The following is a 12,834-nucleotide window of genomic DNA, read 5'->3' as shown; positions in this document are numbered from 1 at the left end:
CTTGGGACATGGTCGCTCTGGATGCTGGCGGCAAAGCTTTGTGCCTCTTCGCGGGTGGCAAAGATCGGGCAGTATTTCTCGCCGGTTGCGGTTGTTTGCAGCAACCAGCCATTATGATAAAGCGCCCAAACGCCCTCCCATTCGGCGACTTCGTGAATGAAGTCGGCGTAGCGCGTGTCAATCTGTGTGCTGCTTGCCATCATCTTTAATCCTGTTGGTTCCAAAAGCCGTGCGGGCGGATATTCTTCGATAAAGCCCCACACGGGACAAACCGCTTTGCGCGCATATGTGGGGACGTGTGATCCATTGCAAGGCCTGTTTTACGTTTCAGGCGGGGCAGCGACCCTTCTTTTTATAAGATTACGATCAAGCCGATTGTCGCAGCTTGAAACGGTTGCGATAGCTTGCCGGTGGCGTTCCGGCGATATCGCGAAAGGCGATGCGAAATGTCTCAAGCGATTGAAACCCGCATTGCTCGGCAATATCGACCAGCGCAAGGTCGGTTTCCTCAAGCAGTTTCATCGACCGGATAATGCGTTCCCGGCGCAACCATTTCAGTGGCGACAGGCCGGTACCATCACGGAACCGGCGCAGGAATGTGCGCTGGCTCAAACCTGATTGCCGTGAAAGGTCATTGATTTCAATCGGTTGATCAAGGTTCTCCCGAGCCCAATCCAAAACCGCCGCAATCGATTTGCCGGGGCGTTCCTGAATTGGGGCCTCGACATATTGCGCCTGGCCGCCATCGCGATGCGGCGGCATGACAAGCCGTCTGGCCACGGTATTGGTCACCTGCGCGCCATGGTCGGACCGGATGACATGCAGGCAGGCATCAATCCCCGCACTGCTGCCCGCAGAGGTAATGATGTTGTCGTGATCAACATAAAGCACATCATCGACAATTTCGGTTTCCGGGAACATCGCGCGGAATTTATCGATATAGCGCCAGTGCGTCGTCGCCCGGCCATTTTGCAGAATCCCGGCATGGGCCAGAACAAACACCCCCGAACAGATCGTGACGATCCGGCATCCGCGCGCATGTGCCTTCAGAATGGCGTCGCGCAATGCCGGTTCGGGCACCGCATCCGCGCCGCGCCAGCCCGGAATGATGATGGTGTCAGCCGTTTCCAAAAGCTCCATCCCGGCATCAACCGCGACTGAAAAACCCCCCATGGCACGAATATGCGGATCAACCCCGGCAATGGAGCACCGATACCACGGAAAATCAAATTCCGGCCGCGGCAGGGAAAAGATTTCAAGCGCGATGCCGAACTCAAAAGTGCAAAGCCCGTCATAGGCCAGAACCACCACATGATGATTGGGCACATGATGATTGGGTTCGTGCGGCAGGGTACCCGCATGTTGGGGGCTTTGAGGCATCAATCGTCACTTTGGCGAAAAATTACTGAATAATGGCATTTTGGTCACTTTTGCAAAATCGGGCAAGGCCTAATATCGGCGTCATCAATTTGATGGAGATCGAAACATGACCAGCTACATTAACGAAGTCCCGCCAGCCCCGTCCCACATTGCGCGTGCGCATTTCGACGCCATGCTGGCGTTTGAAACCGATTGCTGGGATACCCATGCATCGCTTCAGGCCGGTGCGGATGATTTCATTCTTCTCGATGTGCGTTCGCCGGCCCTTTATGAAAGCGGCCATATCGAAGGTGCCTTGAACCTGCCGCATGGCAAAATGACCGAACGCCGCATGGCGGAATATCCAACCGGCAAGACCTTTGTTGTCTATTGCGCTGGTCCGCATTGCAACGGGGCGAACAAGGCGGCCTGTCGTCTGTCGGCCCTTGGTCTTCCGGTCAAGCTGATGATCGGCGGCATCACCGGCTGGATCGATGAGGGCTTCAGCCTTGTGACCGGCAAGGATTGATGATTATGCCCCGCCGGTGATGACATCCGGCGGGGTATTTCCCTTTTGCAGATGGACTGAAAGGTAAACCCGCGTGCCACACGACACTGTCATAAGGCCGGTTCAGCCCGGCGATCTGGATGCGCTGATCAATCTGATCGTCGATCATGCGGCCTATGAACGCGCAAGTGTTGACCGGGAAAATCTCCGTTCCGCATTGCCAAAACATATCTTTGGCGATGCTGCGCGGGCCCTCATCCTTGTTGCAGATCGGGCGGGCGATATGATCGGTTATCTGTCTGCCGCGCGCGAGTTCTCTACATGGAACGCCGCGGACTATCTGCATATGGATTGTTTGTATCTGGTGCCGTCCTGTCGTGGGGACGGGATCGGGGGCCTGCTGATGAAGGCTGCTGCGCGCTATGCCGCCGATCATGATCTTGGCTGGATGGAATGGCAAACACCGGATTGGAACACGGGGGCCATCCGGTTTTATGAACGCCTTGGCGCGGTGGCGAAATCAAAATTCCGTTTTTCCGTGGCGGTCAAAGACCTCTCAGCGGGCGAACCAGAACCCGCTTGCCTGGATATCGCGTGACGATATCCCGCGCGTGATAAACCGCTCGGCCCGCATATTGGCCGACCAGTGATCCATCGGAAGTCCCGCCTTGCGCTTAAGCTGCGTCAGAAAGTCTTTCGGATCGGGCAACTGATCCCAGACTTGCGGCAGGAACAAACCCCGCCGGTTGCCATCAGACAAAATAATCCCGTCCTCGAACGGTGTCAGTTTGCTGATCAAATCGGCCTCGCCATCAAACGGGAACGGCGTCGGTGGCGACAGGACTGAAATCGAAAGCTCCAGATCATCATTGATCTCATCGCGGCCGAGCCCGGCAAAGCGCGGATCGCGAAACGCTGCCTTGAACGCATTGTCGCACAAATCGGTGGCAAGCGGCGCATGGGCCATGATCGACCCGATGCAGCCGCGCAATTGCCCGGCTTTCTTGAGTGTCACAAAGCATGCACCCGGTGCCGACAACTCCGGGCCAAACTCATTGGGCGAAACCGAAAGCGGTGCCCCGGTCTCGATCCCATGCAGGATCGATTGCCGACACAGGCCCAGCATCTCCGCCCCATGGGTCTGGATCAGATGTTCGGTCGCCTTGGTAAAGTCATCCTCGCCGTCGCCCTGCATATTCGTAGCCTTCGCGTCATAAACCGCCCAGGCACCATAGCCGACCACGCGCGACTTATCGCCCGTCACATCGCCGGAATTGCGCATGCCAAGGGTCTTGATCTTCATGCCGCGATTGCGTGCCGCCATAAGCATCCCGGCCACCGGCAACGCGCCACAGGCATCGCTGGTGTCTATATTCTCGGCATCGAAATTCTCGATCATCGTCCGCGTGCGGTTATCCATGCGTTGGGCGGTGTCATAATCATGGAAATGCGACAGATCCGATGAAATCACGATCAGGGTTTCCGGCCCGCCCCAAAGCTTCTCGATCACCTCATGCACCTGACGCGGGCTGCACCGGCTGACCAGAAGCGGCACAATGCCGATATCAGCATCCTCGCCAAACAGGCGCTGGATAAACGGCAATTCGATCTCAAGCCCGTGCTCAAGTGTGTGTGCGTCATCCAGCATCTGAACATGGGGCAACGCCAGCGCTTTTTGCAGCGCCGGAAGGTCGCAGCGCATATTGCCAAGCGGGGTGGCAAACTGATCGGCCCGCGCCAGCGCAATCCCCTGAAACGCCATGCGGTGCGCCGGGCCAATGATCACAATGCGTTTGATGGTATCCTTCAGCGCCCGAACGGTGGCAAAGCCAAGGGCTGCAATTGCACCGGAAAACATCAATCCCGCATGCGGCACAATGATTGCCTTGGGCGGCGCATCCCCCGACACAGCATCCGAATGCAAGGCCGCATCCATCAACCCGTCAATCTCGCTGCGCAAGATATCGGCATCGGCAGGATAGAAACTTCCGGCAACGGCAGGCGGGCGGATGATGGTCATTGGCGCTCCAATCGCATGACTTCCTTTGAAAAAGATAGCGATCAGGACTAGATTTTCAAAGAGGAAGCTTTGCGTTGGAGGGGCTATCGTTTGAGCTGACCGAAAGGAGCATATCTATGGTCGATAAATATAACCCTGACTTAACACCTGATTATCGCCGCATGCTGCTTGAGAGTTTAGTGAGTGGTTTGGTGCCTTACGTGGGAGGGACACTGGTTAATGCCATGAGGATTAACAAGCCACTAGAATCAGAAAAGGACATGCTCGAATGGATCGAACAGGTTACAAACGAATTAAATAATGCAGGTGTAAAACTTTCAGAGGTTGAACAAAGAAATTGGGCAAGTGGCGTTTTTGCTCTTAATGGGGATGTGCCAGTCATCAACTCAAGTTTCAACATATCGTCCATAGTTGATGAGGCAATCGGGGTTTACTCTGTTAATTTTGGCGTTCATCCGCCTCGGGAATATCAGGTTTCGGTTCAATGTGTTGAAGATGCACATGCGAAAGTCGAAAACTCTCCTAGCGGTTTTCGGGTGTCGCTGAAATCGGCAAATGGTCAGCCCGTTGATTCAGGTTTCTCTTTTCAGGTGATTTTGCATCATCCCTGAGAGGGTACTAGTGAGGAAATGGAGGGCAAGTTTGCAAACCGACACCGTGCCCGGACGCTACTGGCACCATCTCGAAGATGGCCGCATTCAGTGCGATGTCTGCCCGCGCTTTTGCAAGCTGAAGGACGGGCAGCGCGGCTTGTGTTTTGTCCGCGCACGCCAAGGCGATCAGATGGTGCTGACGACGTGGGGTCGATCCTCGGGCTTTTGCATTGATCCGATCGAGAAAAAGCCGCTCAATCACTTTTTGCCCGGCACGCCGATCCTGTCCTTTGGGACGGCGGGCTGTAATCTGACTTGCAAGTTCTGCCAGAATTACGAAATCTCCAAAGCGCGCGAGATGGATAAGCTTTCCTCGCTCGCCACCCCGGAAATGATCGCCAAGACCGCCAAGGCCTATGGCTGCTCGGCAGTCGCCTTTACCTATAATGATCCGGTGATTTTTCTGGAATATGCCGTTGATGTAGCCATTGCCTGCCGCGAAATGGGCCTGCGCACCGTGGCGGTCACGGCGGGTTACATTGGCGATAAGGCGCGCGAGGAATTCTTCCGCCACATGGACGCCGCCAATGTCGATCTCAAGGGCTTTACGGATCGCTTTTATCATCAGCTATGCTCGGCGCATCTGGATGACGTGCTGGAAACGCTTAAATATCTGCGCCACGAAACCGGGGTCTGGATGGAACTGACCAACCTTGTCATTCCCGGCGAAAATGATGGTGACGCGGAATTCCACGAAATGACGTCATGGGTGCATGATGAACTCGGCCCCGATGTGCCAATGCATTTCTCGGCCTTTCATCCTGACTGGAAAATGATGGATACCCCACGCACCCCGCCCGAAACACTGGTGCGTGCGCGCAGGATCGCCATGGAAAACGGCATTCGTTATGCCTATGTCGGCAATGTTCATGACAAAAGCCACAGCAGTACCTTTTGCCACGGTTGCGGTGATATCCTGATTGGCCGTGACTGGTATCAGTTGTCTGACTGGAACCTTGATGCCCATGGCGCCTGCAAAAGCTGTGGTACACATTGTGCCGGTGTGTTTCGGGCACACCCCGGCACATGGGGCCCAAAACGCCAACCGGTCCGCCTGATGGCCGGCAACTAAGCAGTCAGAACCAACAACAAGACTTCAGCCATAATTCCGCAGGGAGAACGTCATGGAAATCAAACGCGCCGGATCGCAGGCCTCAACGGTCGGATCCCCGGAATATTTCACCGGACAGGTTCGCATCGAACCGATCATCAGTGCGACGGACCCCGCACGGGTGGCCGCCGCCAATGTGACGTTTGAACCGGGCGCACGCACCACATGGCACACCCATCCGCTGGGCCAGACCATTATCGTCACCGCCGGTTTTGGCCGTGCGCAGCGCGAAGGCGGCCCGATTGAGGAAATCCGTCCCGGCGATATCGTCTGGTTTGAACCAGGCGAAAAACACTGGCACGGGGCCGGTCCCGAAACTGCGATGACCCATATCGCCATTCAGGAAAAGCTCAATGGCTCCCCGGTCGATTGGTTGGAGCCCGTGACCGATGCGGATTATCTCGGCCAATAAGTATGCGTGGTGATCGTTTTTACTGGCATTTTTTACTGGCACTGGGGCGTCATATCGCTAAATTGCCGCACAGTTTGACGCGGTTGGAAAGAAAGCACACGCAGTGGCCGGGATGAAAATTCGCAAAGCCCGTTTGGGCGATGTCGGGGCAATTTTTGCCATCCGAAGCCGCGTGCGTGAGAACCACCTTTCGGCAAGTGAACTGGCCGAACGCGGCATCACCAAACCCGCCTTTGGCAAATGGCTGGAACAGGGATACGGCATCTGGCTTGCCGATCTTGATGGCTCTGCCGCGGGCTTCGCCATCGCCATCCCCAAGGAAGCCACCCTCTGGGCGCTGTTTGTCGATCCGGAATTTGAGGGCCGCGGAGTGGGGGCGGCATTGCTGCGCACCGCCGAAGACTGGCTGTTTGCCAAGGGATGTAATGACATCTCGCTCACCACCGGGGCCAACCCGGAAAACCGCGCGCACGGTTTTTATGAAAGTCACGGCTGGCATTCCACGGGTGATGTCGAAAACGACGAAGTCGAATACATCAAATCCAACCCGTCGCTTTCACTGTTTGATTTTGGCTAGGCTGCCTTGCTTTACCGCACCGGAATGCCGCGTGTTTTCTTTTGGCTTGGTCCCAGCAACACCGGCGCATAACCCATCAAGAACGCCAGCCATCCGCCAATCCACATCAGGGTCGCAATTGCCAGAATGGTGACATAGCCCGATCCGGCGAAACCGACCATGACGCGCAATACTGTCGAAACCCAGATAAGCCCAAACGCACTGTTAAGCGCCCATCCTGCCCGTACTTCCCGCCCGGTATGACCAAGGGCGGCCCGCCCGGCAATGGCAATGATCATGCAACTCATCGCCCCGCCGGTAATCGCATGCAGGGCATCGCGGCTGCTCATGATATCAGGCCACAGGATCGCAACACCCAGCAGGACAAGCCCGGCAGGCACCCAGAAATAACCCAGATGCAGCATGATCACGATGGGTTCGCGCCAGCTGTGCACCCCGCGCCATCGCATCAAACGGATGGCATGCACAATCCCGGCAAATAGCAACACAGAACCGGCAATCACCCCCGACGGATCAAGGATCACGGCAACGATGCCAAGCGCAATGCTGGCCAGACACACCATGTCAAACCGCCCGAACATGGCAGGCATCGGCGCGCTGATCTGTTCGCGGGCCATCCAGTTGCGTGTAAAGGCCGGGATGACCCGCCCGCCGATCAAACCGATCAGCAAGATGATCGTCAGGATGGCGGTCTGATACAGCAGGACCGGATCAAGGGCGATGACATCAAGGCAAGCCGCAACAAACAATCCGTCAAACAGCGCGATCACGGATATGACGGCCAGAACCCGCATATTGCGGTAATTGCGGGCAGCAACCAGTTCCCGCACACCAAGGGCCAGCAAGAAGATGAAATAAATAAGCGCCCCGGCAATCGTCAAAGCCGGGTCAAGAGTCTCGCCAAATCCAATCGCCAGCCGCCCGATCAGCCAGCTTGCGGTTAACGCCATTAACATGGGCCCGGAAATCGGTGGGCGGCTTGTCCAGTTGGCAATCGCGGTCAGCAAGAATCCCCCGATGGCCGCGCCGCCAAATCCGAAAATCATTTCATGCGCATGCCACCATGATCCTGTTCCCAGACTGGGTGTTGCAAAGCCATGCACAAAGCCCGCCACCCACCAGACAACAGCCACGATGGCCAGCACCCCGGCCAGCAGGAAAAGCGGGCGAAAAGCCCCGGTCCAGAACGGATGAGTGGCCCTGTGTGGTTCGGCAATCGAAATCGGTGCGGTTCTGCCAGCCATGACATACCTCCAGAATGTTGGAATGCGTCATAGTAGCGATCAAACCTGATCGCGCCTTGATGTTGCGCAATTCACCGGGATGGCGTTTTGGCGGCCTGGTGTTGCCTTTGCGTGAAATCCCGCACCTTTTTGAACGATAAGCCTTTTCAACCGCGTTTAACGCGCTAGATTAGGAACAGTATTTTGAAGCGCGGTTGCTTGATAAGGGCCGCGCGCCCCGAAACATGACAGGAGTCCTGTTCACCATGAAGATCACGTTTTCCGATCTCGCCATTCCGAAAACCGGTGCCGTTATCGCCTTTGCGACCGAAGGTGCAGATCTGATGCCCAGTGCCGTCGCACTTGATGAGGCAACCGGGGGTGCGATCACCAAGGCGATCAAGGCGTCGACCTTCAAGGGCAAATCCGGCCAAAGCCTTCAGGTGCTGGCACCGGCCAATGTCGATCTGTCGCGCGTGATCATTTTCGGGATCGGCAAGGAAGCCGAATTTGACGTGATTGCCGCCCAGAAACTTGGTGGCTCCGTCACCGCGCGTGCGCTTTCCACCGGCGAAAAAGAGCTTTCCGTTCTGTTTGATATGGAAAACCTCGCATGTGATTTCGCAACCGGTGCGATGCTGCGCGATTATCGTTTCGATAAATACCGCACCACCGAGACCAAGGAAGACAAACCGGTCCTGAAGGCCTTTGATATCGCCACCCGCGATCACAAGGACGCCAAGAAACAGTTTGAATCTGCCAAAAAGGTCGTCGAAGGCGTGTTCTTCACCCGCGACCTGGTGTCTGAGCCGGCCAACATTCTCTATCCGGAAAGCTTCGCCAAGGAAGTCGCAGCCCTTGAAAAACTGGGTGTCGAGATTGACGTCCTTGACGAAAAGGAAATGAAGAAACTAGGCATGGGCGCGCTTCTGGGTGTTGCCATGGGCTCGGCCCGCAAACCGGCCATGGTCGTCATGCGCTGGAACGGCGGCAAGAAAAAGGACGCACCGATTGCCTTCGTGGGCAAGGGTGTGACCTTTGATACCGGCGGTATTTCGATCAAACCGGCTGCCGGCATGGAAGACATGAAATGGGATATGGGCGGTGCCGGTGTGGTATCGGGCCTGATGAAGGCACTTGCCGGTCGTAAGGCGAAATGCAACGTGGTTGCGGTGCTTGGCCTTGTTGAAAACATGCCGTCCTCAACCGCTCAGCGTCCGGGCGATGTTGTGACCTCGATGTCCGGTCAGACGATCGAAGTCATCAATACCGACGCCGAAGGCCGTCTGGTGCTGTGTGATGCGCTGACCTATGTGCAGGAAAAATACGATCCGCGTCTGATTGTTGACCTCGCGACCCTGACGGGCGCTGTCATCATCGCGCTTGGTCATGAAAATGCCGGTCTGTTTTCCAACAATGATGATCTCGCCACCCAGATCACCACAGCCGGTCTTTCGGTGGATGAAGGCGTCTGGCGTCTGCCGCTGTCGCCGGCCTATGACAAGCAGCTTAAATCCGACATTGCCGATATGAAAAACGTCGGCGGCCGTCCGGCCGGTTCGATCACCGCCGCCCAGTTCCTCAAGCGCTTTATCACCAAGGATCGCCCGTGGGCGCATCTTGATATTGCGGCCATGGCCTGGTCGACATCGGACAAGGAAGTCGTGCCAAAAGGCGGCACCGGCTTTGGCGTGCGTCTGCTTGATCGCTTTGTCGCCGATAACTACGAGTCCTGATTTCAGGAACGCATAACTGAATAAAAGACGGGGCAGGGTGATGATCATCTTGCCCCGTTTTTGCTTTCGCGATACTCAATTGGTTATGGCTGATATCTGGTTTTACCATCTCACCAGCATGCCGCTGGAACGGGCCTTGCCCACGCTGCTCTCCAAAACGCTGGAGCGCGAAAAGCGTGCCGTGGTGATGACCGGTGTCGAAGAACGGGTCGAGGCGATCAATACCCTGCTTTGGACCTATGACCCGGCAAGCTGGTTGCCCCATGGTTCCAAATCCGATGGCGATGCCGAAATGCAGCCGGTCTGGCTGACGGCCGAGGATGAAAATCCCAACAATGCCCAGTTCCTGTTCCTGACCGACCGCGCCATGAGCGACAAGGTCGGTGATTATGAACGCGTCATCATGCTGTTTGATGATCGCGATCACGATGCGGTTTCTGAAGCCCGCACGCGCTGGAAAGACTGGAAAGACGCCGGACACAAACTGTCCTACTGGCAACAAACCCCGCAAGGTGCTTGGGAAAAAAAGGCCGAAAGCTAAGAGCAATCGGCCTTTGTCGTTTCACGGTTCTGTTCAGATTTCCTTGATCAATAACACCCAGTTCTGACCACGATTTTCCCAGCCTTCCTTGACCATCGGGCGTTGGGCACAGGCCACAAAGCCTTGGCGTTGATAAAGGCGAATGGCGTCGGGATTGCCATCCGATGCAATCAGGCTGACGGTCTTTTTACCGGCATGCCGGGCATTGGCCTCGGCCCGTGCCAGCAATGCCGATCCAATCCCCTGATCGCGGTGGGCCGGAAAGACGGCAAGAACATTGATGTACCAGCTTCCCGGTGCCAGACTTTCAAGTTCAAGGATCGGCACGAACATCGCCGGAATATCCGCCGGGTCAAACGGCTCTGGCTGATCAGGTTGGGCATAATCGACAAGTGCTGCAACGGTTTCACCATGACAGACGGCAAGCGTGGTGTTGCGATATGAAAATCCGCCTTCATCACGTTGTGCGCGTCTGCGACCGACATCAAATGCCGTCTCGCTGCCTTCTGCCATGTCCTGCCACAAATAGACCGGCAAACCTTCACCGGCGATATTGATCAGCTGGGCCATCGCATCGGCATCCGATTTGGTCGCCCTGACAAAGCTCGTGACTTGTCGCGGGTGGCTCGGATGGGCGGCACCCTTATGTGCCGCCCGTTCCAGTACGGGTTCTGCAATCATTGCTCGTATCCTGTTTCTTTTTGGGTTTTCGTGTTTGGTTCTTAGGCGCCTGCGGCCAAAAGGCGCGGCAGGGCATGTTTGGTCATCGCCGCAACATGGCGATGATCTGTGCCGCAACAACCGCCAATCACCGCCAGATTGGGCAGCAGATCAACCAGATCGTGATAAAGCTGCCCCAGTTCTTCCGGATCGCCATCATCAAGATGCGTGCTGGCATCAAGTTCGGCGTGGCTTTGGCGCGATGCATTGGCCCGCACCCCACAAATGCGCGTTTTCCAGTCACCGCTTTCTTCCAGTCGGTCGCGGAAATGATCCGGGTGGGCGCAGTTGATCATGTAATAGGCCGGATAGGCCCCGGTCTCGGCATCAACCATGGCAATCGCATCACGGATCGTCTCGCCGCTGGGCAGGTTGCCATCGGTTTCAACCGTGAACGAAATGACGCAAGGAATATCAACATCCCGGCAGGCAAGGGCGATGCCGATGGCTTCCTCGGGATAGTTGATGGTCACGACCGACACCATATCGACCCCCGCCTTGGCAAAGGTCACGATCTGCGGGGCGTGATAGGCGCGCGCCTGATTGATTGTCATCCGGTCCGATGGGACATACCCGTCACCGCGCGGTCCGATATTGCCGCTGATCAGGCAGGGTGTTGCATCCGAATGATAACGATCACGAAGCTCCGTCATCAGGGCAATGGCCTTGCAGTTGATATCGGCCAGGTCATCCTCGTCATAGCCGATCCGGGCCCCCCAATCGCGATTGGCGCGCCATGTCGGGCTTTCAAGGATAAATCCGGCTTGGGCCTGTTTGGCCAGTTCAAGATAACGTTCGTAATAGGCGGTGATACGCGCGCAGCCCGCATCCGTTTTCAAAAGGTCAAAGGATGCAAAATGCGGAAGATCAATCCCGCCATGAAAGATCAGCGTGGTCTCGAGACCACCATCGGTGATGAATTTTACCTTTCCGTGGTGCGGAAGGGGCAGATTGCCTGTGCTCATGGGTCCAAATTTCAGTTTTGGGTTTCAAAATTTCTACCGCGGGGGTATGTAATCGCGGATCGGAAATCTCGCCCTGATTGAGTTTTGCTTCTAGTAGGCACACGGTCAGGTTTTTCAGATTTTCAAAAACATATTCAAAACAGATACTTATAAGTTTTCCGGTGTTTTTCGGCGCGGCCATGGCGGTCTATGACGACGAAAAACTGTACCGGCGGTAGGGTAAGCGAGGGTTGAGATGGAAAAACTGACAATCACCGACACGTTCGGTGGCCCCAAACGCAAGGGCGAACGCACGCGCGAACGCATTCTGGAAATCGCATCGCAGTCGATTTTGGAAAAGGGGTTCGGTGCGACCTCGATCGAGGAAATCATTTGCGAAGCCGGCCTGACCAAAAGCGGGTTTTTCTATCATTTCTCCGACAAGAACGAACTCGCCCGCGCGCTTTTGCAACGCTATATCGAACAGGATGACGAAATCCTCGATCAGGTGTTTGATCGCGCCCGCGAACTGGTCGACGATCCGCTGCATCAATTGCTGGCAGCCCTTAAAATGCTGGCCGAGGTGCTCGAAGATCTCCCCAACGGTCATCCGGGCTGCATCGTTGCGGTCTATTGCTATCAGGAACGGTTGTTTGACAAGGAAGTCCGTGACCTCAACCGTCACGCCGTTCTGGCCTGGCGCACCCGGTTCCGCGCGATCCTTGATGATATCGCGGGCCAGTATCAAACGACTGAACCGGTCGACCTCGAACAAGTCGCCGACATGATTTCAACCGTGCTCGAAGGCGGGATCGTCATGTCAAAGGCACTCAACGAACCCCGCAAACTCGCCGATCAGGTCATGCTGCTGCGCAGTTTCCTGAAGCTGCTTTTTGTCCCAAAGGTCAACCAGTTTTAAACACATAAATTACTGTAATATATTGGCAAATCATACATGCCATGCGTGAAATGCATGATTTTAGCCATTGAACAATGACACCGGGTCAGATAGACAAGGGGTGTTGAACGC

General features: G+C 55.9%; 15 protein-coding genes. 9 read left to right on the top strand and 6 right to left on the bottom strand.

What is annotated here, in order from left to right:
* Window positions 1–200 (bottom strand): DUF2750 domain-containing protein (locus B3Z49_RS10695; protein WP_296990700.1); only part of this gene is annotated, 200 nt, incomplete at its 3' end.
* Between the two features lie 166 nt (window positions 201–366).
* On the bottom strand, window positions 367–1,380 hold the full coding sequence (ftrA, locus tag B3Z49_RS10690) for a transcriptional regulator FtrA (protein WP_296990698.1): 1,014 nt from the start codon (window positions 1,378–1,380) through the stop codon (window positions 367–369).
* Between the two features lie 106 nt (window positions 1,381–1,486).
* On the opposite strand from ftrA, the gene B3Z49_RS10685 reads away from it, so the two are divergent.
* A complete protein-coding gene (locus B3Z49_RS10685) occupies window positions 1,487–1,888 on the top strand; it encodes a rhodanese-like domain-containing protein (RefSeq protein ID WP_197145316.1) in 402 nt (133 codons plus the stop codon).
* Window positions 1,889–1,961: 73 nt separating this feature from the next.
* Window positions 1,962–2,465, top strand: coding sequence for a GNAT family N-acetyltransferase (locus tag B3Z49_RS10680; protein WP_296990696.1), 504 nt, complete (start codon window positions 1,962–1,964; stop codon window positions 2,463–2,465).
* On the opposite strand, the gene amrB is transcribed toward B3Z49_RS10680, so the two are convergent.
* Complete coding sequence (amrB, locus tag B3Z49_RS10675) at window positions 2,424–3,887, bottom strand: AmmeMemoRadiSam system protein B (RefSeq protein ID WP_296990695.1); 1,464 nt, start codon at window positions 3,885–3,887, stop codon at window positions 2,424–2,426. The genes B3Z49_RS10680 and amrB overlap by 42 nt on opposite strands.
* A gap of 116 nt (window positions 3,888–4,003) precedes the next feature.
* On the opposite strand from amrB, the gene B3Z49_RS10670 reads away from it, so the two are divergent.
* From B3Z49_RS10670 to B3Z49_RS10655, 4 genes are all read left to right on the top strand, one after another.
* Window positions 4,004–4,498 (top strand): hypothetical protein, encoded by a 495-nt coding sequence (locus tag B3Z49_RS10670; protein ID WP_296990693.1) that lies wholly within the window; start codon window positions 4,004–4,006, stop codon window positions 4,496–4,498.
* A gap of 31 nt (window positions 4,499–4,529) precedes the next feature.
* Complete coding sequence (amrS, locus tag B3Z49_RS10665) at window positions 4,530–5,612, top strand: AmmeMemoRadiSam system radical SAM enzyme (RefSeq protein ID WP_296990691.1); 1,083 nt, start codon at window positions 4,530–4,532, stop codon at window positions 5,610–5,612.
* Between the two features lie 52 nt (window positions 5,613–5,664).
* Window positions 5,665–6,063 (top strand): (R)-mandelonitrile lyase, encoded by a 399-nt coding sequence (locus tag B3Z49_RS10660; protein ID WP_296990689.1) that lies wholly within the window; start codon window positions 5,665–5,667, stop codon window positions 6,061–6,063.
* Window positions 6,064–6,175: 112 nt separating this feature from the next.
* Window positions 6,176–6,640: a GNAT family N-acetyltransferase gene (locus tag B3Z49_RS10655; protein WP_296990686.1), complete on the top strand. Its 465-nt coding sequence runs from the start codon at window positions 6,176–6,178 to the stop codon at window positions 6,638–6,640.
* Between the two features lie 11 nt (window positions 6,641–6,651).
* On the opposite strand, the gene B3Z49_RS10650 is transcribed toward B3Z49_RS10655, so the two are convergent.
* Complete coding sequence (locus B3Z49_RS10650; RefSeq protein WP_296990684.1) at window positions 6,652–7,884, bottom strand: NnrS family protein; 1,233 nt, start codon at window positions 7,882–7,884, stop codon at window positions 6,652–6,654.
* A 245-nt stretch (window positions 7,885–8,129) separates the two neighbouring features.
* Here B3Z49_RS10650 and B3Z49_RS10645 point away from each other — a divergent pair, with 245 nt between their 5' ends.
* On the top strand, window positions 8,130–9,599 hold the full coding sequence (locus B3Z49_RS10645; RefSeq protein ID WP_296990683.1) for a leucyl aminopeptidase: 1,470 nt from the start codon (window positions 8,130–8,132) through the stop codon (window positions 9,597–9,599).
* Window positions 9,600–9,684: 85 nt separating this feature from the next.
* A complete protein-coding gene (locus B3Z49_RS10640) occupies window positions 9,685–10,140 on the top strand; it encodes a DNA polymerase III subunit chi (RefSeq protein ID WP_040824114.1) in 456 nt (151 codons plus the stop codon).
* A 33-nt stretch (window positions 10,141–10,173) separates the two neighbouring features.
* Here B3Z49_RS10640 and B3Z49_RS10635 read toward each other — a convergent pair whose 3' ends face one another.
* Window positions 10,174–10,821, bottom strand: a complete 648-nt coding sequence (locus B3Z49_RS10635) for a GNAT family N-acetyltransferase (protein WP_296990681.1) — start codon at window positions 10,819–10,821, stop codon at window positions 10,174–10,176.
* A 41-nt stretch (window positions 10,822–10,862) separates the two neighbouring features.
* The gene (locus tag B3Z49_RS10630) at window positions 10,863–11,825 is read right to left on the bottom strand and encodes a homocysteine S-methyltransferase family protein (protein ID WP_296990679.1); all 963 of its coding nucleotides are present in this window, start codon (window positions 11,823–11,825) and stop codon (window positions 10,863–10,865) included.
* A gap of 235 nt (window positions 11,826–12,060) precedes the next feature.
* Between B3Z49_RS10630 and B3Z49_RS10625 the strand changes: the two genes are divergently transcribed.
* On the top strand, window positions 12,061–12,723 hold the full coding sequence (locus B3Z49_RS10625) for a TetR/AcrR family transcriptional regulator (protein ID WP_296990677.1): 663 nt from the start codon (window positions 12,061–12,063) through the stop codon (window positions 12,721–12,723).
* Window positions 12,724–12,834: the final 111 nt, after the last annotated feature.

It is taken from the genome of Thalassospira sp. UBA1131, assembly GCF_002311515.1.
GTDB lineage: Bacteria > Pseudomonadota > Alphaproteobacteria > Rhodospirillales > Thalassospiraceae > Thalassospira.
This window is presented reverse-complemented; position numbering and strand designations above follow the sequence as displayed.